This is a genomic window from Leifsonia virtsii (assembly GCF_030433675.1).
In the GTDB taxonomy this organism is placed as follows: Bacteria; Actinomycetota; Actinomycetes; order Actinomycetales; family Microbacteriaceae; genus Leifsonia; species Leifsonia virtsii.
Window position 1 is genome coordinate 874,134 of the sequence record NZ_JAROCB010000002.1, and the last position, 21,007, is coordinate 895,140.

Annotated in this window: 17 protein-coding genes and 1 tRNA gene; 10 read left to right on the forward strand and 8 right to left on the reverse strand. The window is 70.9% G+C overall.

The features are described 5' to 3' along the window. Positions 1–66: 66 nt before the first annotated feature. Complete coding sequence (locus P5G59_RS10230; RefSeq protein WP_301218569.1) at positions 67–1,368, reverse strand: DUF4032 domain-containing protein; 1,302 nt, start codon at positions 1,366–1,368, stop codon at positions 67–69. 104 nt (positions 1,369–1,472) lie between these two features. Next, positions 1,473–2,567, reverse strand: coding sequence for an ABC transporter ATP-binding protein (locus P5G59_RS10235; RefSeq protein ID WP_301218571.1), 1,095 nt, complete (start codon positions 2,565–2,567; stop codon positions 1,473–1,475). A 308-nt stretch (positions 2,568–2,875) separates the two neighbouring features. Between P5G59_RS10235 and P5G59_RS10240 the strand changes: the two genes are divergently transcribed. From P5G59_RS10240 to P5G59_RS10250, 3 genes are all read left to right on the forward strand, one after another. Then, positions 2,876–3,790, forward strand: coding sequence for a DsbA family protein (locus P5G59_RS10240; protein ID WP_301218573.1), 915 nt, complete (start codon positions 2,876–2,878; stop codon positions 3,788–3,790). A gap of 66 nt (positions 3,791–3,856) precedes the next feature. After that, positions 3,857–3,929: transfer RNA gene (locus tag P5G59_RS10245), tRNA-Thr, on the forward strand. Between the two features lie 63 nt (positions 3,930–3,992). After that, complete coding sequence (locus tag P5G59_RS10250; RefSeq protein WP_301218575.1) at positions 3,993–4,268, forward strand: hypothetical protein; 276 nt, start codon at positions 3,993–3,995, stop codon at positions 4,266–4,268. A gap of 13 nt (positions 4,269–4,281) precedes the next feature. Here the strand turns inward: P5G59_RS10250 and P5G59_RS10255 are convergent, their stop codons facing one another. The 4 genes from P5G59_RS10255 to P5G59_RS10270 all read right to left on the reverse strand — a co-directional run bounded on the left by P5G59_RS10255 (position 4,282) and on the right by P5G59_RS10270 (position 7,086). Beyond that, a complete protein-coding gene (locus tag P5G59_RS10255; protein ID WP_301218577.1) occupies positions 4,282–4,722 on the reverse strand; it encodes a hypothetical protein in 441 nt (146 codons plus the stop codon). A gap of 108 nt (positions 4,723–4,830) precedes the next feature. Then, positions 4,831–5,196, reverse strand: coding sequence for a PLDc N-terminal domain-containing protein (locus P5G59_RS10260; protein WP_301218579.1), 366 nt, complete (start codon positions 5,194–5,196; stop codon positions 4,831–4,833). 19 nt (positions 5,197–5,215) lie between these two features. Continuing rightward, positions 5,216–6,745 (reverse strand): carboxylesterase/lipase family protein, encoded by a 1,530-nt coding sequence (locus P5G59_RS10265; RefSeq protein WP_301218581.1) that lies wholly within the window; start codon positions 6,743–6,745, stop codon positions 5,216–5,218. Further along, positions 6,742–7,086: a YciI family protein gene (locus P5G59_RS10270; RefSeq protein WP_301218583.1), complete on the reverse strand. Its 345-nt coding sequence runs from the start codon at positions 7,084–7,086 to the stop codon at positions 6,742–6,744. Before P5G59_RS10270 ends, P5G59_RS10265 begins: the two co-directional genes overlap by 4 nt. 185 nt (positions 7,087–7,271) lie before the next feature. Here P5G59_RS10270 and P5G59_RS10275 point away from each other — a divergent pair, with 185 nt between their 5' ends. Continuing rightward, a complete protein-coding gene (locus P5G59_RS10275) occupies positions 7,272–8,219 on the forward strand; it encodes a siderophore-interacting protein (protein WP_301218585.1) in 948 nt (315 codons plus the stop codon). Positions 8,220–8,238: 19 nt separating this feature from the next. Here P5G59_RS10275 and lepB read toward each other — a convergent pair whose 3' ends face one another. Next, a complete protein-coding gene (gene lepB / locus P5G59_RS10280) occupies positions 8,239–8,973 on the reverse strand; it encodes a signal peptidase I (protein WP_301218587.1) in 735 nt (244 codons plus the stop codon). A 186-nt stretch (positions 8,974–9,159) separates the two neighbouring features. Here lepB and P5G59_RS10285 point away from each other — a divergent pair, with 186 nt between their 5' ends. The 6 genes from P5G59_RS10285 to P5G59_RS10310 all read left to right on the forward strand — a co-directional run bounded on the left by P5G59_RS10285 (position 9,160) and on the right by P5G59_RS10310 (position 20,247). Then, positions 9,160–10,512 carry a M23 family metallopeptidase gene (locus P5G59_RS10285; protein WP_301218589.1) on the forward strand — a complete coding sequence of 451 codons (1,353 nt, stop codon included), beginning with the start codon at positions 9,160–9,162 and terminating at the stop codon, positions 10,510–10,512. 59 nt (positions 10,513–10,571) lie between these two features. Then, entirely contained in the window at positions 10,572–11,909 is a 1,338-nt protein-coding gene (locus P5G59_RS10290; protein ID WP_301218591.1) for a maltokinase N-terminal cap-like domain-containing protein, read from the forward strand. Between the two features lie 135 nt (positions 11,910–12,044). Continuing rightward, positions 12,045–12,650: a hypothetical protein gene (locus tag P5G59_RS10295; RefSeq protein ID WP_301218593.1), complete on the forward strand. Its 606-nt coding sequence runs from the start codon at positions 12,045–12,047 to the stop codon at positions 12,648–12,650. After that, positions 12,650–18,946: an RHS repeat-associated core domain-containing protein gene (locus tag P5G59_RS10300; protein WP_301218595.1), complete on the forward strand. Its 6,297-nt coding sequence runs from the start codon at positions 12,650–12,652 to the stop codon at positions 18,944–18,946. Before P5G59_RS10295 ends, P5G59_RS10300 begins: the two co-directional genes overlap by 1 nt. Then, the gene (locus P5G59_RS10305; protein ID WP_301218597.1) at positions 18,943–19,383 is read left to right on the forward strand and encodes a hypothetical protein; all 441 of its coding nucleotides are present in this window, start codon (positions 18,943–18,945) and stop codon (positions 19,381–19,383) included. The genes P5G59_RS10300 and P5G59_RS10305 overlap by 4 nt, the downstream gene beginning before the upstream one ends. Positions 19,384–19,995: 612 nt before the next feature. Then, on the forward strand, positions 19,996–20,247 hold the full coding sequence (locus P5G59_RS10310; RefSeq protein ID WP_301218599.1) for a hypothetical protein: 252 nt from the start codon (positions 19,996–19,998) through the stop codon (positions 20,245–20,247). On the opposite strand, the gene P5G59_RS10315 is transcribed toward P5G59_RS10310, so the two are convergent. Further along, the gene (locus tag P5G59_RS10315; RefSeq protein WP_301218601.1) at positions 20,234–21,004 is read right to left on the reverse strand and encodes an enoyl-CoA hydratase/isomerase family protein; all 771 of its coding nucleotides are present in this window, start codon (positions 21,002–21,004) and stop codon (positions 20,234–20,236) included. The genes P5G59_RS10310 and P5G59_RS10315 overlap by 14 nt on opposite strands. Positions 21,005–21,007 lie beyond the last annotated feature (3 nt).

Genomic DNA, 21,007 nt, shown 5'->3' on the forward strand with positions numbered 1-21,007 from the left:
TCTGCTCCTGGTGCGCACAGTGTCGCATCGTGGACACCGCCCGCGGCAGACAGCAAAAAGGGCTCGTCAGACCTTCGACCGCCAGTCGTCGTCCTCGTCCTCGTCGTCGGGTGCCGCGCCGCCCAGCACCGGGATGCTGATGGTCTCGGTGGGCGGCGCGATGACCGTGGCCTCGTCGCGGCGGTGGCGCAGGATGTCGTTGATGTAGGAGGTCAGCGCCTCGGCGAGGGGCACATCCCGTCCCTCCTTCTGCGACATGAACCAGCGGTGCTCCAGCAGCTGGTGGAACACCTCGGCCGGCTCCAGCTTGCCCTTCAGATCGGCCGGGATGGAGCGGATGACGGGCTCGAACACGCGCATCAGCCACTCGTGAGCCATCGCCTCTTCGTCGAGACCCTCCTTGCCGAGCGTGGCGGCGTAGGAGTCGAGGTCGTTGAGCAGGCGGCGCGCCTGGTTCTCGCCGGTGTCGAGGCCGGTGAGGCGCAGCAGGCGGCGCTGATGGTGGCCGGCATCCACGACCTTCGGCTGGATGCGCACCTTCGTGCCCTCCTCCGAGGTCTTGATCGCCAGCTCCTCGATGTCGAAGCCGAGCTCGTTGAGCCGCTCGACGCGTTCGCTGATGCGCCAGCGCTCCGACGACGAGAACGACTCGCTGCCGGTCAGCTCCTTCCAGAGCGAGCGGTAGGCGGCGACGATGCCGTCGGAGACGCGGATGGGGTCGAGCTCCTCGTCCGCGCGGCCGCCGGCCTCCAGGTCCATCAGCTCGCCGGCGATGTTCACGCGGGCGATCTCGAGGTCGTTCTCGCGCTGGCCGTTCGAGAGGCCGCCCTCGTACAGCTGGCCGGTCTCCGCATCCACCAGGTAGGCGGCGAACGCGCCGGCGTCACGGCGGAACAGCGTGTTCGAGAGCGACACGTCGCCCCAGAAGAAGCCGACGATGTGGAGGCGGACCAGCAGCACCGCCAGCGCGTCCACCAGACGCGTCGCGGTGTCGGGCCGCAGCGTCTGCGAGAACAGCGCGCGGTAGGGGAGGGAGAACTTGAGGTGCCGCGTCACCAGCGCCGCATTGAGCGGGGTCCCGTCGTCGTCCGTGCGGTTCTTGATGACCGCGACCGGGTCGACGCAGGGCACGTCGAGGCGCTGCAGGGTGCGCAGCATGTCATACTCGCGCTGCGCCATCTCGGCCGTCGTCTCCTTGATGGCGATGACGTAGCCCGAGAGGTTCGCGAAACGCACCAGGTGCCGGCTGATGCCCTTGGGCAGCAGGGCGATGTGCTCGTTCGACCACTCCTCCAGCGGGATGTTCCAGGGGAGGTCGAGGAGCGCCGGGTCGACGGTCGCTGCGGTGATGTTGACGGATCCGGCCACGATGGTCCTAACGGTCGGTGGTGCAGCGGTGGCCGCTGCGTGAAAGCACTCTGCCGCAGCCCGGGTTCCGGACTGCGGCAGAGTGAGGAATCGCTCTTCGGACCTTAGTCGACGACGGCGCCGCCGAGGCGCTCGCCCGACTCCGCGTTGAAGACGTGCACGTGGCCCGGCTTCGGCGTGATGTAGACCGTGTCGCCCGCGTTCGGGTGGACGCGGCCGTCGACGCGGCCGACGATGTCGGTGCGCTTGCCCTCGACCTCGGAGTGGCCGTACAGGTAGCCGTCGGCGCCGAGCTCCTCGACGAGGTCGACCGTGACCTTCAGGCCGCTGCCCTCGGTGTTCGAGACGACGACGTCCTCCGGGCGGACACCGATGGTGACCGACTGGCCGGCGCCGGCGAGGGTGTCGCGCTCGACCGGCACGACGGCCGAACCGAACTTGATGCCGCCGTCGGTGACGTCGGCCGTGAACAGGTTCATGGCCGGGCTGCCGATGAAGCCGGCGACGAACACGTTGTTCGGCTGCGCGTACAGGTCGCGCGGGGTGCCGACCTGCTGCAGCACGCCGTCCTTGAGCACCGCGATGCGGTCGCCCATGGTCAGCGCCTCGGTCTGGTCGTGGGTCACGTACACCGTGGTGACGCCGAGGCGGCGGGTCAGGGACGCGATCTGCGTGCGGGTCTGGACGCGGAGCTTGGCGTCGAGGTTCGACAGCGGCTCGTCCATGAGGAACACCTGGGGGGAGCGGACGATCGCGCGGCCCATGGCGACGCGCTGACGCTGACCACCGGAGAGCGCCTTCGGCTTGCGGCCGAGGTACGGCTCCAGGTCGAGCAGCTTGGCGGCCTCGAGGACGCGCTGTGCGCGCTCCTCCTTGCCGACGCCCGCGATCTTGAGCGCGAAGCCCATGTTCTCGGCGACGGTCATGTGCGGGTACAGCGCGTAGTTCTGGAACACCATCGCGATGTCGCGGTCCTTCGGCGGGACGTCGGTGACGTTGCGCTCGCCGATGAAGATGTTGCCGTCGTTGACCTCTTCGAGGCCCGCGAGCATGCGGAGCGAGGTGGACTTACCGCAACCCGAGGGGCCGACGAGGACGAGGAACTCGCCGTCTGCGATCTCGAGGTCCAGTGCGTCCACGGCGGGGCGGGTGGAGCCCGGGTAGAGCCGGGTCGCCTTGTCGTAGGTGACTGTCGCCATTTTGTCTTTTCTCCTTCACCGGCAGGTACGTGCCGGACGATCCGTTGTGAATGGATGAACGTGGTCGACGTCCGATGGCGTCGATGCCACGTGGCCATAATATGGCATCGGCGGACATGCTCTCGACCGCGGGACCCACGCACGGTCGGGCGGGCTGTTCCGCCTGCTGTACCGTGCGTCCAGCCACCGTCTGGTTCATTCCCAGACTGCCGTTCTACGCTGTCCCGGTTGTGTGGCGTCGGATGCGCGCCCCACGCGCCGCGTCCCCCGCGCGGCCGTCCGACCCCCGAGAGCAGTATCCGGAAGACATGAGCCAAGAGACCCCCCAGCCCGACGACAGCCGACCGGGCGACGTCCGCGCTGCCGCGCGGGAGAAAGCGCGACAGCTCCGCACCTCGCACCAGCGGAAGGAGCGCAGGCGCCGGGCCCTGATCGGCGGAGGCATCACGGTCGCCGTGATCGCCGTGCTCGCGATCGTCGCCGTCGTCCTTGTCGGAGCGATCCGGCCGACCGTTCCCGGCCCCAAGAACATGGCGAGCGACGGCGTCCTCGTCGGCTCGGGCCTCAAGGTGAAGACGACCACGGCGCTCAAAGCCGACGCCGCGCCCGTCACCAGCACGCCGGACCCCTCCGGCAGCACCGTCGACATCCGCATCTACGCGGACTACCTGTGCAAGCTGTGCGGCGACTTCCAGCGCACCAACCTCAAGCAGCTGGAGCCGCTGGTGAAGAACGGCGCGGTCACGGTGGAGATGCATCCCGTCGCGATCTACACCAGCCACTCCGCCGGCACAAAGTACTCCCTGCGTGCCGCGAACGCCGCGGCCTGCGTCGCGAACTACGACCCGAACGCCTTCTGGAAGTTCAACGCGTCGCTGTTCGAGAAGCAGCCGGCCGAGGGTGGCCCTGGCCTCAGCGACGACGTGCTGAAGAAGCGTGCGGAGGCCTCCGGGGCGTCCCGGACGAACGACATCGACGCGTGCATCGACGACGGACGCTTCAAGTCGTGGGTGACGACCGCGTCCGACCGGGCGCTGAGCGGCCCCATCCCGAATTCGGACGTCAAGAAGATGACCAACGCGCTGCTGGTGCTGGTGAACGGCAAGCCGTACACCGGCTCGCTGACGAGCGCCGACGACTTCAAGGCGTTCGTGCTGCAGGCGCAGGGCGACCAGTACAGCTCGACGGCCACGCCGACGCCCACCCCCTCGGCGACGCCGTAGGCGCTGGCCGCTGGGGCCGGTCGGCCCCGGCAGCCTCTAGGATGGTGGCGGCGGGTGACCGCCGTCGCCGGCTTAGCTCAGTTGGTAGAGCACTCGCCTTGTAAGCGAGCGGTCGCGGGTTCGAGTCCCGCAGCCGGCTCCCGTGCTCGCCGCGTCATGTCCTGTGCGTCATGTTCTATGCGCACGTGGCGTCTCTGTGGATGTGACCCACCACAGCGACTCCTCCCACCCCCTCCTCCTCGACGCCCCGGAGCGTCCCGGCCGTCTGGAGGCCGACACCGCGGCAGCGATCGGCGCGAGTATCGTCGGCGCCCTGTGCGTCGTCGTCTGCGCCGTCGGACTGATCCGGGTCTACCTGGGGCCGTTGGGTGCCGTACCCGTCGTGCTCGCCGGCGTCGCGACGGCGATCGTCGCCTGCGCCCTGCTCGCCGGTGGCGTCTGGGCCTGGGTGCAGGATCGCGCCAGGCGCTCCGGCTGAGCGGTGGGCCGCCTCAGTCGGCCGTCGCGACGGCCGGCGCGAGCAGGAGCCGGTCGAGCGCCTCGCGGGGGCTGGTGGCGTGACGCACGGCCTCATCCCACACCCGCTCGTACGCCGCCTGGCTCACCGGCAGGGAGCGGGACCGGTTGCGCCGCCCCCGTGTCTGCGGGGTGGGCAGTCGCAGCAGACGCTCGCGCAGCAGGAACGGCAGGTTGTCGACCGGCGCGATGCCCCGGCGGCCCTGCCGCAGCGAGACGACCAGCTCGCCGGTGTTCGTCGCGTGCCGCACCTGCGCGATGGTCATGCCGCTGAACCGGGCGAACTCGCCGATGCTCATCAGTTCGGGGAGTTTGCCGATGTACTCCTCTGCGATCGCCCCGCGCAGGTGCAGCCACGACTCCCTGGTGCGCTGCTCCCGCTGCGCGTCGTGATGGGTCGTTGTTTCCTCGTTCATCTCGCTCCCCCGTCGGTCGGCTCTGCTGGGTGGTTCTACCTCTAGGGACGAGCCATCGACGCCCGGCATGACGCGGTAGACAGGGGAATCCACCCCGGTTTCTGGCGCTCAGGGCTGCGCGGTCTCGCCGGAGCCGCGACGGCGCTCCAGCTCCTGCTCGAGGCGGCGGATGCGCTCGGCGCGGCCGGCCTCCTCGATCTCGCGCTCCAGGGCGTCGAGCTGGGCCTGCGTCTCCGTCGCCGGTGCAGCCTGGGTCGCGCTCGCCGGGGGCACCGAGGCGACGGGCGCCGCGGGTGCGGCGCCGCGCCCGCGGCCCAGGGCGAACCAGAGGGCGCTTCCGATCAGCGGCAGCAGGATCACGACGAGCAGCCAGGCCGGCTTCGGCAGGCGGCGCACGCGGGAGCGGTCGCGGAGGGACACGTCCACGATCGTGTACACGTACACCGCGAGCAGCAGCACGGACGCGGTGACCATGCCGCAGAGTCTAGGGCGCTCACCCGAAGGCGAGCACCTCGTCGCCCCAGCCGGCCCGCAGGGCGGCGTCGAGGTCGGAGGCGACGCGGTCCTCGCGGGCCACGACGAGGCTCCTCCTGCTCTCCGTGTCGTAGGGGGGCCAGCCGTCGCCGGGGGTGCCGGAGCGGGCGAACGACGCCCAGCGCGTGAGCATCCGGTCCGACACCGCGTCGGCATCGGAGCGGCCGCCCAGCAGGAACGACGGGTCGTGGGGGAGGCCGCCGAACTCGCCCCAGACGTAGGGCAGGTCGGTGGCGTGCGCCGCGCCGATGCCGCTCAGTCGGAGCAGCGGGGGTGCGAAGTCGAAGCGGTACAGGTAGGTCGGCGCGATCGCGGCGTGCCCGGCGGCGACCCAGAGCGCCGGCATCCGGAACGCGATGTCCGTCGCCACGCGGACGCCGAGCGAGAGCCGCGTCCGTGGGTACGCGGCGAGCACCCGGCTGGGCGGCGGGAGGCGCAGCCCGCGCTCGCGCTCCTCCTGCATCGCGGCGAACATCCGCTGCAGCGCGGGCCGCCGGATCGGGAGCAGAGGCGACCGCATCAGGCGGAACAGGGTCGCCTCGTCGCGATTGGTCCCGACGACGAGGGGAACGGGGAGGCCGCGGCCGTCGCTGAGGACGCGCAGCGGCGCCTCCGGCAGCAGGTCGTCGCCCACCGTCGGCGCGAACGCCAGCCTGCCGGGGTGCTCGCGCGGGATCTCGGTGTACACCGCCGCGCCCGCGGCCACGATCGACTCCACCGGCGCCTGCCGCGGGTCGCCACCGCCCGGCAGTGCGCCGAGGTGCTCGGTGAACCGCCGGGCGACCGTCGCGGAGCGCTCCGGGCCGTACATCGAGCCGGCCGGGGGACTCTGCGCGATCGCGCGCTGGAACAGCCCGGCGGCCGCAGGGCTCGCGAGGAGAGCCGTGACGAGTCCGGCGCCCGCGCTCTGGCCGAACACGGTCACCGCGTGCGGGTCGCCGCCGAACGCCCGGATGTTGTCGCGCACCCAGCGCAGCGCGAGCAGTACATCCCGCAGCGCCACGTTGGTCTCCGCGTCGTCGACGCCCGCGGCGCGCAGATCGAGGAAGCCGAGGGCGCCGAGCCGGTAGCCGACCGTCACGACGACGACGTCGCCCCGCACCACGAGCGCGTCTCCGCGGTAGACCAGTTGGCTGGTCGCCCCGACCGCGTAGGCGCCGCCGTGCAGCCAGACCATCACCGGGCGCAACCCGCCGACGGGTGGGGGAGCGGAGGGGCGGACGACGTTGAGGAACAGGCAGTCCTCATCCATCCGGGCCTCGTCGCCGCCGGCGAGCGGGACGGACGGGTTCGGACGCTGCGGAGCCGCCGGCGCGAAGTCGCCGGCGTCGGCGGTGCCCGTCCAGGGCGCGGCAGGCACGGGCGCGCGCCACCGCAACCGGCCGGTCGGCGGCTCGGCGTAGCGGATGCCGCGCCAGGCGGCGACACGGCCGTCGTCGCGGCCGCGGACCGCGCCCGCGGCCGTGACGACGACCGGCCGCTCGCTCACGCCTGCTCGGTCTCCTCCCACTGCATGAACGGCCGCAGCTCCAGCTGGCCGTTGCGCGCCATCGGGTGCCGGGAGGCGATCTCGATCGCCTCGTCGAGGTCGTCCACCTCCAGGATGTCGAAGCCGCAGATCCACTCCTTCGTCTCGGCGAACGGCCCGTCGGTGACGTAGACCTTTCCGTCGCGGACGCGCACCACGCGCGCCTCGCTCGGCGGCTGCAGCACCTCGCCGATGACGCGCTTGCCCGAGGCGTCCAGCTCGTCGACCCACAGGTCGACGTCGGACTCGTCGGACTCGGCGTCCCGCTCGGTGGCGGTGACGACGAACATCATGTACTTCATCGTTCTGTCCTCTCGATCGTGAACGTGTCATCCGGACGTCGAACGGATCAGCCCCCGTTCGACATTCTGGCCCGAGGAGGATCGATGGCCCAGCGTCCGAGTCGAGGCTCCGCTCCTCGACAGGTCCGCCGTGAGCGAGTTAGTGTAGCCTTACCTTACTTATTCACCCCGTCCGAAAGGCCGCCGTGACCATCCTCGCCCCCGCCCTCACCGACCGCCCACGGCCCGCCTACCGGCCGTATCGCGCGGTCGTGGCCGAGGTCAGGAGGCTGAGCCCGCTCTTCACGCGCGTCACCTTCCACTGCGACGACTTCGAGCACTTCGGCACGGAGTGCCTGGACCAGCGCATCAAGCTCGTCTTCCCACTCCCGGACGGCAGCTTCTCCGACCTCGGCGTCGACGACGAGGAGGCCCACTTCGCCGGCGACTGGTACACGCGCTGGCGCGAGCTGCCCGAGCACAGGCGCAACCCCTTCCGCACGTACACCGTGCGGGCGATCGACCCGGTCGGCTGCCGCCTCGACATCGACTTCGTCGTCCACGCCGACGGCGGCCCCGCGGCGCGCTGGCTGCTCGCGGCCGAAGCCGGCGACGAGCTCGTGGTGATCGGTCCGGACGCCCGCAGCGAGCACCGCGGCGTCGGCATCGACTGGCGTCCGGGCGACGCGCGGGAGCTCCTCCTCGCGGGCGACGAGACGGCCGCGCCGGCCATCGCGTCCATCCTGGAGTCGCTCCCCACGGACCGCCGGGCGCACGCCTTCATCGAGGTGCGGCATCCGGAGGACGTGATCGAGCTCGCGGCGCCCGCTCACGCGACGGTCACCTGGCTGCACCGAGGGGATGCGGCGACCGGCGCGGCCCTCGACCCGGCCGTGCGCCGCTGGCTGGCCGCGAACGAGCGCATCGTCGCCGCAGCGGCCGCGCCCGGCGCGCAGCGGCTCGACGATGTGGACATCGACCGCGACGTCCTCTGGGAGACGCCGGAGACCGCCGGCACCGGCCTCTACGCGTGGATCGCGGGGGAGTCGGCGGCGGTGAAGACGCTGCGCCGGATGCTCGTGCGCGAGCACGGGATCGACCGCTCGCGCGTCGCCTTCATGGGCTACTGGCGCCGCGGCCGATCCGAGAACTGAACCGGCTGCTCGGCCTGGCCTACTTGTCCTCGCGCTCGACGCCGCGGAACACGTCCGGGTAGTCGTCGAGCCAGGACCAGTGGCTGACCGGCCAGCTGATCACGAACGCCTTGCCGACCACGTCGGAGAGAGGCACGAACCCCTTGCCCGGGTCGTCCATGTGGTAGCGGGAGTCGGCCGAGTTGTAGCGGTTGTCGCCCATCACCCAGACCTTGCCGGCCGGGACGGTGACGTCGAACGACTTCTCGGAGACGGCCTCCACGCCGGCGGGCAGCAGCACGTACGGCTCCTTCAGCGGGACGCCGTTGACGCTCATCTGACCGAGCGCGTTGCAGCAGCTGATGTGGTCGCCGGGAAGGCCGATGAGCCGCTTCACCAGGTGCTGGTCGGAGTCCGAGGCGCCGAGGCCGACGAAGTCGAGCACCGCGCCGACGCCCTGCTGCACGGCGTTGCCCGTCGGCGGGGGCGCGGGGGGCAGCCAGCCGCCCGGATCCTTGAACACGACGACATCGCCGCGCTGCAGTCCGAACACCTTCGGCTGGAGCTCGTTCACGATGATCCGGTCGTTGATCTGGAGCGTGTTCTCCATCGACCCCGAAGGGATGTAGAACGAGCGCGCCACGAACGTCTTGATCAGGAACGACACCAGGACGGCGACGACAAAGATGACCACCACATCCCGCAGCAGGGTCTTCCAGCTGGAGGCGCGCCGGGCGGATCGTCGCGGGCGCGTGGTGGCAGTGCTGTCGGTCACAGTCAATCACCGTAACGTGCCGAGGCTGTGAGCCGCATCCAACCTCGTTCGGGTGTCTTGTTGTCCGCCCGGCCTGGTGAGAACATCTCACTACGGGTTCGCGGCAGGTTCCGCGGGCGCGGCAGCATCATGGGGACCAGGCTCAGGCGACACCGGCTTGCGACGCGATCCGCGGGACCGCGCCGGATGGGTCCTGCGTGGGCCGCGCTGCTCCTGGTCGCGGGGACGCTGTTGGCGGCGCCGCAGGCCGCGACCGCCGACGAGTGCCCGGCGGTGTGTGCGACGCCCGCGCCGACGGAGGGGACGGCGACGCCCACGCCCGAGCCGACGCCGTCCGAGGATCCGACGCCGACGCCGGATCCGACCCCGACCCCGACCCCGACACCGACGCCGGATCCGACGCCCACTCCGACTCCCACGCCGACACCGACTCCAACGCCGACTCCGACCGGGACCTCGACTCCCGCCCCCTCTCCATCGCAGCCCGCGCCCGACCCCGCGGCCGCGTCGCCGAGCGACCAGATCACCCTCTCGGCGCCCGAGCTGCCGGTGTTCCAGACCCTCGACCCGGCCGAGCTGGAGCAGACGGTGCAGCTGGCGAGCGAGCTCGCGGCGGCGCAGCAGCAGCTCGCCGACGCCACCACCGCCTCCGAGGACGCCCAGCGCGAGCACGACAGGGCCCAGGCCTCGGCGGACGCGCTGACCAAGCAGGCGGAGGCCGCGCAGAAGCGGTCGGCCGAGGCGGCGGCGTTCGTCACCGCCCTGATCCGCACCTCCGGCACCCGGCTGCTCACCCAGGACCCGATCACCGCGGCGCTGCAGGGCCCGGGCGACCTGCTGACCAAGCTCGGGGCGGCCGACCGGCTGTCGGCGCTGTCGCGCGACCGCGACGCGGCGATCCGGGAGGCCGCGCAAGCGAAGAAGACCGCGGAGACGCTCGCCGGGCAGGCGCAGGCCGCCGTGGACGCGGCCTCGGCCGTCGACGTCGAGAGCAGTCTCCAGGCCGTCACCGCCGCCCAGTCCCGGGTGGACGCGGCGTCGGCGGCGCTCGCCGCGGCGCCCTCGGTGATGCAGGCGGGATCGGGGTGGCAGGTGCTCACCTCGAACCCGGCACTGGTCGCCGACGGCTGGGCGCTCCCGGTGCACGGACCGCTGACCGACGTGTTCGGGCCGCGACCGTCCCGTCCGCTCGGCACCGACCCGTTCCATCCCGGCGACGACATCGGCGCAGCCTGCGGCACGACCATCTACGCCGCCGCGGCGGGCACCGTCGTCCGCGCCGGGCCGTTCAGCGGGTACGGCAACTTCATCCTGATCGACCACGGCGGCGGGGTCGAGACCGCGTACGGCCACATCCGCGACGGCGGCATCGGCGTCACGGTGGGCCAGCAGGTCGCGGCGGGCCAGCCCATCGCGCAGGTCGGGTCCACCGGTCTCTCGACGGGCTGCCACCTCCACTTCGAGGTGCGCGTCAACGGACTGCAGATCGACCCGCAGCCGTTCCTCGCGGCGCGCGGGGTCGTCGTCGGCACCCGCTGAACCTCCGCATTGCCCGCGACCCCGGCGCGCAAACGCGGGAGCGGGCGTACGGTTCAGGCATGACGGAACTCACCGAGCTGGTCGGCACGTGGATGCGGCGACAGCGCTGGTACTCGACGAAGAACGTCGAGCCCCGCCTGCGCCTGCTCGCCTCGTTCGAGGCCGAACCGGCGGACGCCGACGTCCGCATCGTCACCCACTTCTTCTGCGACGACGCACCGCGCACCCCGCGCGTGTACCAGGTCCCGGTCGTCGCGCGTCCGGCCCGCGACGGCGACGAGGCGGCGCTGATCGGGGAGGCCGGAGGGAGATTCCTCTACGACGGGCCGACCGAGGAGGCCTATGTCGCCTCCCTCGTCCGTCTGATGACCGGCGCGCAGCGCGCAGACGGCAGGGACGCTCATGCGCAGGGGCACACGCTCTCCCGGCCGATCGCCGTGCGGTCGTCGCGCAGACTGACGGGGGAGCAGTCCAACACCTCCATCGTGGGCGAGCTGGAGGACGGCCGGCGCGCACTCATCAAGGTGTTCCGTGTCGTGCAGAACGGCGAGAACCCCGACGTCTCCACCCTCGCGGCCCTCACCTCCGGAGGCTCGCGCCGCACGCCCTCACTGCTCGGCTGGCTGACCGGCCGCTGGCCGACGCCCGACGGCGGCTCGGCGGCGGGCGAGCTCGCCCTGATGCAGGACTTCGTGCCCGGTGCGGAGGACGGCTGGGAGCTGGCCGTCAGCGCCGCCGAACAGGGCGAGGACTTCACCGAGCGCGCCTTCGACCTCGGTGCGGGCACCGCGGAGCTGCACCGCCTGATGGCCCGCGTGCTCCCGACCACGCCGGCGACGGCGGAGGACGTGGCCCTCGCCCTCGACGGCATGTTCCGCCGGCTGACCGTCACCACGACCGAGGTTCCGGAGGTGGAGCAGCTGCGCGCCGGCATTGCCGCGGTGTACGAGGAGGCGGCGGCCGCGCCGCTGCCCGTGCTGCAACGCATCCACGGCGACCTGCACCTCGGCCAGGTGCTCTACGCTCCCGAGCGCGGCTGGCAGTTCATCGACTTCGAGGGGGAGCCGCTGCGCCCGCTCGCCGAGCGCTCCCTGCCGGACGCGACGATGCGGGATGTGGCGGGCATGCTGCGCTCGTTCGATTATGTCGCGGGGTCGCTGGCCCGGCGCGAGACGCCCATCGACGCGACCGGCTGGGCCGCGGACGCCAGGAAGGCGTACCTCGACGGCTACGCCTCGGTCGCGGGTTCCGAGGTGGACGACTTCCACCTGTTGCTCGACGCGTTCGAGCTCGACAAGGCGGTGTACGAGATCGCGTACGAGGCGCGCCACCGTCCCGCGTGGATCCCGATCCCGCTCTCGGCGGTGCAGCGGCTGCTCGCGACGCGCGTGCGCTGACCCTGTCGGAGGCCTGGCGGCGACGTCCGGCCGCGTCATAGTCCTGCGAGGCCCACCGTCTAAGAGGGTGTGACTCGTCTCCTCCCTCGAGCCCGCGGTGTCCTCGCGCGGGCGGCCGTATGCGCGGCAGCCGTCGTGCTCGCACTGCTCGCCGCCGTCGCGCCCGTGTCGGCGGCGGCCGCGGCACCGGCGCCGGTGTGCAGTTCGTCTGCCGACGTCTCCTCCTGCGACGCCGACGGCGACACCGTGCCGGACACGGTCGAGCGGGTCGTCTGCGGTTCGGCGACCTGTGCGACGGGCCGTGAGGACCGCGACCGGGACGGAATCCCGGACTGGGTGGAGGTCGTCGCCTGCGGCTCCGTGACGTGCGCGTCCCCGACTCGCGACTCCGTCGGAGACGCGATCCCGGACTACGCCCGGCAGATCGTGTGCGGTTCGGCCACATGTTGGACCGGCAACGCCGACGCCAACGAGAACGGCGTGCCGAAGTGGGCCTCCGTCGTCATCTGCGGCACCGTGTCGTGCGCCACCGGGCACGAGGACTACGACGCCGACGGCGTCTCGGACGCGATCCAGCTGGCGGCGTGCGTCCTGGGTCGTGGCGATCTGGCCAAGACCGGCGCGAGCATCGCGATCGGCGTGATCGCCGCCGTCGCGGGGGCCCTCATCGTCACCGGCATGGCGCTCGCGCGCAAGCGGCGCCTGTTCTCCGCCGCCCTCGACGCCGGCGCCGCCGCCTGATGCGCCGGTCATGGACGCGGTCGGCGGTCACCTCCCTCGCGCTGGGAGCCCTCGTCGCGACGGGCACGGTGACACCCGCCGAGGCGGCGCCGTGGGAGATCGCGCGCCGCACGTCCGCCGCGACCCTCGCCGAGGTGCGTGCCGCCGCGGCGGACCGCGAGGTGCGCGAGAAGGAGGAGACGACCGCCCCTCCGCCGGTGACCGAGGGCACCGTCCGCCCTGGCGCGACGTCGAAGGTCGCGGCCGAGAGCCTCGGCGTGACCGCGACCTTCTCGGGGCACACCGTCGACGACCAGCTGACCGTCACCGTGGGCGAAGCGCCCAGGACGGCCGAGGTCTCCGCGCGGGCTGAGCAGCCGGGCGGCGGCGTCCCGGTCTCCGATCCCGTCGAGATCACCGCCGTGGACGGCGCGGGCAAGGAGCGCACCTCGTTCCCGGCGAAGCGCGTCGACACCCGCGGCGGGGGCGGCAAGGGGCCCGTCGTGTCGGATGTCGTACCCGGGCTCGCCCTCGCGCTGAAGCCCGACTCGAAGGCGGTGAAGGCCGCCGACGTCGAGCTCGCGACGCTCCGCATCTACACGCGCGAAGGGGCGGGGGACCCCTGGGTGCAGCTGCCGTCCTACTACGACACGAAGACCGGGCTGGTGAAGGGCGAGTCGACGCACCTGTCGCAGTTCGTGGTGATCGGCACGAAGTTCGTCCCGCCTCCCGGACCGGTCGTGGTCCTCGACCCCGACAACGACGACGGTCGCGTCACGACTCCGGCCCCGCCGGTATCGGAGCTCGGCTACAACATCCGACTCGCACAGCTCGTCCGCGGGATCCTGCAGCAAGACTGCCGGGCTTCGGTGCAACTCACCCGTGAGGACCCGGCCGTCCCGTTCGTCAGTCGCACGACACGCGCTGGGATCGCGGCGAGCTTCAACCCCGTGGCGACGGTCGGGCTCGCGTTCAACACGCTCGACGGCGAGTCGTGGGGCGGTGGGGATGCGTCGCTCGGCGGCTCGCAGGTCTACTCGCGCGGCGGGGGCGCCGACGACGCGCTGTCGAACGCTCTCGTCGGCAACCTGCCCACGTACACGACACGGCCGGCCAGGAACCTGGGCAACAACGGCACCTTCCCGGGCAGCGAGTTCGACGGGGTTCCCGGCGCCCTGACCCACCTCGAGGCGCTCTTCCTCGACAACAACCTCGATCGGGCGATCATCGACGACCCGGCAGGCTTCCAGCACATCGCCAACGGCGTTCTGGTCGGCCTCGGCACCTGGCTCGAGACGCAGGGCTTCGACTGCACGGATCCCGTGACCGGCGGCTGGCCCGCTCCGCCGTCGGCCGCCGACATCGCCCGCTGGCGTCTGCTCGGCCTGCAGAACTACCTGACCTACGGCGGGGAGCCGTTCTCGTTCTCCACCGGCAACCTGGTGGAGCAGGAGAAGCTCTTCTCCCTTCCCGGTCTCGGCGGCTCGACCACCGACCTGACGCTGTTCTACAACTCGCAGGACGGCCGGCTCTCCCGCGTGGGCGCCGGCTGGTCGTTCGGGCTCGGCGCCCGCGCGCAACGCTTCGACGACGGAGGCGTCATGGTCGTACGCGGCGACGGCGCCAGCTTCGTCTTCAACCCGGACGGCGCCGGCGGCTACCGCACAGAGCCCGGCCTGCACCAGACGCTGACCGAGCAGCCCGGCGGCCGGCTCCTGCTGACGGATGTCTCCGGGGAGTCCTGGGTCTTCGACGCAGGCGACATCGAGGGCATCGGCGAGCTCATCTCGCACACGGATGAGAACGGCAGCACGACCGCGCTGAGCTACGGCCCGGCGGATCCCGACGTGCAGCAGTTCGTCCCGCTCACGTCCATCACCGTGCCCGGTGGCCAGGTCATCCAGGTGCAATCGGACGCCGAGGGGCGCGTGACCGGGTTCACCCGGCCTGGCGGCGATCGCTGGAGCCTCGAGTACGACGCCGCGGGCGACCTGCGCACCATCACGCTGCCCGACGGGCGCACGCATCGGTTCGCCTACGACGGGTCCCACCAGCTGCTCACCGCGACGGATGCGACCGGAACGCTGTACCTGAGGAACGAGTACGACGGCGCGGGGCGCATCGTGAAGCAGTGGGACGCGGCCGGCAAGCTCCGCACCCTCGACTATTCGAAGGCCGGTCAGACCACTTACACCGACACACTCGGCCGGAAGAGCGTGTACTTCTACGACTCGGCGTTCCGGGTCACGAAGGTGCAGCATCCCGACGGCACGACGGCGTCGTTCGCGTTCGACGGCCAGAACAACGTCACGACCTCGACCGACGAGAACGCACACACCACGCGGTACGCCTACGACAGTTCCGGCAACATCCTGAGCGAGACCACGCCCTCCGGCCAGGTGATCAAGTACACCTACACACCGACCGGGCGGCTCGCGACGAAGACGGACGCGGGCGGGGCGAAGGGCGCGGCCCGCACCTGGGCATACGACTACGATGCCGCCGGCCGTCTGACCACGGTGCATCAGCCCGACGGGACTGCACTTACGCGCCGCTACGACGCCGCCGGGAACCTGGTCGCGTCCGTCCAGCCGTCGGGTGCGACCACCACCTACGGGCACGATGCTGCGGGCAACATCACGACCGTCACCGACGCGACCGGTGCCGTGACCCGGTACGCCTACGATGCCGCGGGACGGATCACGTCCGTCACCGATGCGAACGGCCGCACGACCGGATACTCCTGGGACAGCGGCGATCGGGTCACCGCCGTGACCGACCCGGCGGGCGGAGTCACGGTCTACGGCTACGAGCCGAACGACCACGTCTCGTCGGTGACCGACCCTGCCGGCGGGCGGAGCGCATTCGTATGGGACGCACTCTTCCACCTGACGCAGACGACAAATCCGGTCGGCGGCGTCACCGCCTACACGTACGACGGTGAGGACTCACTCATCGGCGCGAAGAACCCGCTCGGCGACACGACGAATTACCGCACCGACGGCCAGGACCGTGTGACGGAGGTGACCGACCCGAACGGCGGCAACTGGAAGCGCGAGTACGACGGCGTCGGCAACGTGACACGTGTCACGTCGCCGACCGGCGCATCCACCAGGTACGCCTACAACGCGTCCGGCAACCTGCTGTCGCAGACGGACCCGACCGGCGCCGTCACCCGGTACGCGTACGACGGAGTCGGTCGCCCGGTGGCGGTGACGGACGCGGACGGCGTGACCACCCGCTTCGCCTACGACGTGATGGACCGCGTCACCCGGGTGACCGACGGCGCGGGAAAGCACACCGACTACGCCTACGACGCCGACGGGAACGTCGTCACGGTCACCGACCGTAAGGGCGACGCCACGGTGTACGCGTACGACGCCGCCGGCCGGCTGCGCTCGTCGACGACCCCGACCGGGTCGACCACCTCCTACTCGTACGACTCCGTCGGAAACGTCGTCGCGACGACCGACCCGCTCGGCCGCTCCACCACGATCGCGTACACGCCGACCGATCAGGTCGCCTCGGTCACGGACGCGGCCGGGAACACGACCTCCTACGGCTACGACGGCGCCGGACGCCGCACCTCCGTGACGGATGCGAACGGCCACACCACGCGTTACGCCTACGACCCGGCCGGCCGCCAGACCGGCCTGACCGACCCGACGGGAGCGACGACCGCCTACGGGTATGACGTAGGCGGCAGGCAGACCTCTCTCACCGCTCCGGGCGGGAGCATCACCCGGTACGAGTACGACCCTGCGGGTCAGCTGACGCAGGTCGTCGAAGGGTACAAGAAGGGCGCGAAGCCGGGTCCCGCCGTCAACGTCTCGACCCGTTACGCGTACGACCCCGATGGCAACCTGCTGACGGTCTCGGACCCGAACGGGCACACCACCCGCTACACCGTGGACGCTGCCGGCCGCACCACGAGCGAGACGAACCCGGTCGGCAACACCAGTCGCAGGACCTACACGGCCGCCGGCCGGGAGTCGTCCGTCGTCACGGGCACGGGTGCGACGACGAGCTTCCGGTACGACAAGCGCGGCGACCTGGTCCGGCAGGATGCCGCAGGCGCGATCGCGACCTTCGAGTACGACAGCGAGCAGAACCTCATCGCCGTCACCGACCCGGGCGGGGTGACCGGGTTCCAGTACGACGCCGACGGCCGGATCACCGTCCAGCTCGACCAGCAGGGCGGTCGGCTGAAGACGGCGTACGACAAGGCGGGACAGACGGCGAGTGTCACCCTCCCGACCGGTAAGAAGCTGTCGTACACCTACGACCGCGCCGGCCGGGCGACCTCGCAGTCGTCGCCGTGGGGCGACCTGGCCTACGCGTGGGATGCCGTCGGCAACCTCACCCGCCTGGACCGCTCGACGGGCGTCGGCTCGGCGTACGCCTACGACGCCGCGGACCGCGTCACGGCGATCACGCACACGACCCCGCAGCCGTCCGCTCCTGCCGTCCCTGTGGCGACACCGACGCCGGCGCCGTATGCGAAGGGCTCCGCCGCAGCCACGGCATGCACCGGAGTCTCCGGCTACCTGGGGGCTCGTGCGGCATCTACGACCGCAGCCCCGCTGTGCGAGAAGGCGGCGGAGTACGTGAAAGTCCGCACCCTCCCGGCCGAGGGCAACCCCGTCCCGGATGGAGGCGTGCTCTCGTACCGCTACGCGTACGACGCCGACGGCAACGTCACCTCCGCGACCCGGAGGATCGCGTCCACGCCGGACAAGCTGGGTTCGTCCGCGCTGCCGACGACCCCTGCTCCCGCCACCTCCGTCACGACATCGACGACGGACTACGCCTACGACCCGCTGGGCCGCCTTGCGTCATCGAAGACCACGGCGGGGGAAAAGAACACTTACGGCTATGACGCCGCCGGGAACCGGACGAGCTGGTCCCGGTCGGGCGCGAAGGACGGCGACTTCTCGCAGCGTGCGTCGTTCAACGACGCCAACCAGCTGACCGGGTCGGAGACCAGCGGTCGTGGTCGTGGCGTGAGCGCTGGCACCGCATCGTATTCGTACGACGCCGCGGGCAACCGGGTGAATCAGACGGTGGCGGGTGTGTCGACGCGGTTCGCGTACAACCCGGCGGGTCAGACAACGGAGGTCGCGCGTGAGGGCCGGACGACCTCGTACGGCTACGACGGCCTGGGCCGGAACACGTCCGTGACCGACCAGTCCCGGTACGGGACTTCGACCACCCGTACCGTCTTCGACGGCCTCCAGCCCGCCCAGCAGTCCGCGCGGTCCACCGGCACGACCACGCTGATCCGGGACGCGCTGGGCAGCCTGGCCGAGCATGTCACCCAGGACGGCACCGCCACCTGGGACCTGCTCGACCGCCTCGGCTCGACGGTCGCCGGCGCGGCCGGCGGTTCGATCACGCAGTTGTCCTCCTACGAGGACTGGGGCGCCCAGCGTTTCGAGACGGGCGCCTGGTCGGCACCCGAGAACTTCACCGGCGAGTCGACCGACCCGACCGAGGGCCTCAACCACTACTACGCCCGCACCTACGACCCGGCAGCGGCCGTGTGGACGAGTGCGGACCCGTGGCGCGGCCTCCTGACCCAGCCCCAGTCGCTGCACCGCTACGCGTACGTCGAGAACGACCCGGCGACGTCGTTCGACGAACTCGGCTTCAAGGCGAAGCAGCAGCGACTGAAGCTGCCACCGCCGCTGCCGAAGTGCGAACCGCTGCGTCAGAAGTGCGGAGGCTCGCCGTTGCCGATTGCTGGGACGGGTCCCACCAACATGTGCATCAGCGACCCCCGCCCACCGTGCTCATCGCAATACCTACCGCCGAGCCCACAGCCGTCGAGAGGTCCCGGATCGCCAGAAAGGCCGAAGGCGACTGGGCCGAACAGCAAGAGCGACGTCACGGACAGCCACGGATGCAAGCCAGGCACACTTTGGCAAAGCAACGCCTATACGAACGGGAAGTGCGAGTCGGTCGAGGTCCTGAAGCAACAGGCTGCAAATGTGGGCAAGTTCTTCGACTTGTTGGGTTGGATCGGCGCGGCCGCTGGATTGGCTTCCCTCATCCCGGGCCTTCAGTGGCTCGCTCCCATCGCCCTAGTGGCTGGTGCAGCCAGCACAATTTACAACTGCGTTGTAGGCGGAAAGAAGGTCGGGAGTTGCATCGTCGGCATCGTAGGTACTGTCATTCCCGGTGCAGGGAAGCTGTTGGGCGCTGCGCTAAGAGGGAAAGTCGAGGCGTGGATCTCAGACGCGCTGTCTCAGGGGTTTGGTGCCCTGGGGATCGCAGGAGACGGATTTGGGATTGCGCAATTGGATGGTTTCAAGTGAACGCATATGACGAAATCGAGCAGCACGACTTGTTGCCCGGCCCGAGTGCCAACAAATGGGCGGAGGTTGCCATCGTCGGCGGAGTCGTCTGGATCGTAGGAACGGTCGGGTCGCTGACTTGTGCGCTTGCCCTGGTTCGCGACACGGGAGTGCTCGATCCCACCACCTTGAGTTTCATGGGTCTCTTCGTTGGTGGCCTCGCGGCACTCGCGTTCTCGACCTGGATGATGAAGGCCAAGGAGAAGAAGGAACTAAGCGCGGGCTACACGACGATGGCCCAGGGACACTACGAGGTTGAGCGACGTCATTCGCCAACGGGAGCGATCATGCGGCGTGCAGGCCAGCCAGCCTTGACCCAGGCGCAGTGGAAAGCTGCGATGGCCGCCGTTCGAGCTTACGAGCAGCGGTCAGGACGCGGCGCCAGGAAGCAGCGGTAATGGGGCATTGCTCAGGCCTTATCCTCCGAGTCGCAATGAGTGCCCACGATCGCTCGGTCTGAATGCGTCCGCTGACAAACCACAAACCGGGGCACGGTGCTGAGACCGATCGTCCGCGACGCAATTGACCCGTTCGGTGCAGTCATCGGCGGCCTCGGCGGTTGGAAGAGTGCTGGCGGCAACTGGCCAGCGGTTAGGTGAGCATGGTGAGTGAAACGACCCCTCCTTACGCGGACAGTATGCCTTTGGTGATCTTGGCCATCACAGTGCCGCTAGCGCTTGTGGTCGTCGTGGCCATTGTCCATGCTGCGTTGACGAATACCGGTGGGACCAGAAGGCGGCCGCCGACGCCTACGCCCTGCTCATCGCCGCAGCTGCTGGCTCCGCATGACGACCGCTGACCTCGCCTCCACGATCCTCTGGAACAGGAGCGCTCTCAACGGTGCTGGGTGGATGAGTTGCATCCTCATACTCGAGGGCGGGGTTCTCGAGCTTCGTGGCGACAGCGGTACGGTGTTCCGTTCGCCGGTTTCGGCGGTCACTGCTCGCATCACGCCGCCGGGTGACCTGGAGATCAGGATCGCGGGCGAGCCGGCTCGCTACCGTCTCACGGTGTACAGCAACTGGACGACCCCGCAGCCGACGCCGCGACAGCTCCTGGTGCTCCGCGAAGCGCAGCTGCGGACGGGTACTTCGCAGCGCGCACAGGCGATCATTCCCGCATGGCGGCGGGCGCTGGAGGAGTCCGGGGCACACGTCGTGGGCCGCCGCGGTCATGGCCCGTTCTACGTCATCGCTGCATGCGTCGTTGTGCCGGCGGTCACGGTCGTGCTCCTGACCTTCGCCACCCTCACCGCCCCGTGAACCGCGGCTTCCGCTTCTCCTGGAACGCCGCAAACCCTTCCCGATAGTCCGCCGTGTCGCGCAGCTGCGCCTGGGCGGCGTTCTCGGCGGCCACGGAGCCCCACAGGTCGAGGGGGCCGTCGCGGAGGGCGTCGATGATGCGCTTGCTCGCCAGGAACGCCTGGGTGGCGCCGGTCGCGGCGGCGCGGGCGGCGGCGTCCACGGCCGCGTCCAGCTCGTCGGCCGGGAGGGAACGGGAGAAGAGGCCGCCGGCGACCGCCTCGGCGCCGGAGATGAGCGTGCCCGAGTAGATGAGGTCGAGCGCGCGGTGGGGGCCGAGCCGGGAGACCAGGAGCCAGTGCCCGCCCGAGTCGAGGGTGGCGCCGAGCGCCGCGAACGGGGAGCCCACCTTGGCGTCGTCGGCGACGTAGACGACGTCCGTCGCGACCAGGAGGCCGAGGCCTACACCGAGGCACGCGCCCTGAGCGGCGGCGAAGGTGGGGGCGGGGAAGTCCGCGATCCGGTGCAGCAGCGGCGCGACCAGGCGGTCGAGGTAGCCGCTGACGTCGTCGGTGGTCGGGTCGACGCCCGCGATGTCACGGCCGGCGCAGAAGGCGCGGCCCTCGCCGCGCAGGACGAGGGCGCGCACGTTCGCGGCGGCGGCGTCGTCGTAGGCGGTGGCGAGGGCGCGGAGGTCGTCCGGGCCGAGCGCGTTCAGCTTCGACGGCGCGTTCAGGGTCACGTGGGCGATGTCGTCGGCGATGTCCAGGTCGATCACGCG

Excerpts from the sequence above, each read along its gene's own strand:
- P5G59_RS10235 (WP_301218571.1), bottom strand. The coding sequence starts at position 2,567 with ATGGCGACAGTCACCTACGACAAGGCGACCCGGCTCTACCCGGGCTCC.
- P5G59_RS10240 (WP_301218573.1), top strand. The coding sequence starts at position 2,876 with ATGAGCCAAGAGACCCCCCAGCCCGACGACAGCCGACCGGGCGACGTC.
- P5G59_RS10255 (WP_301218577.1), bottom strand. The coding sequence starts at position 4,722 with ATGAACGAGGAAACAACGACCCATCACGACGCGCAGCGGGAGCAGCGC.
- P5G59_RS10260 (WP_301218579.1), bottom strand. The coding sequence starts at position 5,196 with ATGGTCACCGCGTCCGTGCTGCTGCTCGCGGTGTACGTGTACACGATC.
- P5G59_RS10270 (WP_301218583.1), bottom strand. The coding sequence starts at position 7,086 with ATGAAGTACATGATGTTCGTCGTCACCGCCACCGAGCGGGACGCCGAG.
- P5G59_RS10285 (WP_301218589.1), top strand. The coding sequence starts at position 9,160 with ATGGGTCCTGCGTGGGCCGCGCTGCTCCTGGTCGCGGGGACGCTGTTG.
- P5G59_RS10290 (WP_301218591.1), top strand. The coding sequence starts at position 10,572 with ATGACGGAACTCACCGAGCTGGTCGGCACGTGGATGCGGCGACAGCGC.
- P5G59_RS10300 (WP_301218595.1), top strand. The coding sequence starts at position 12,650 with ATGCGCCGGTCATGGACGCGGTCGGCGGTCACCTCCCTCGCGCTGGGA.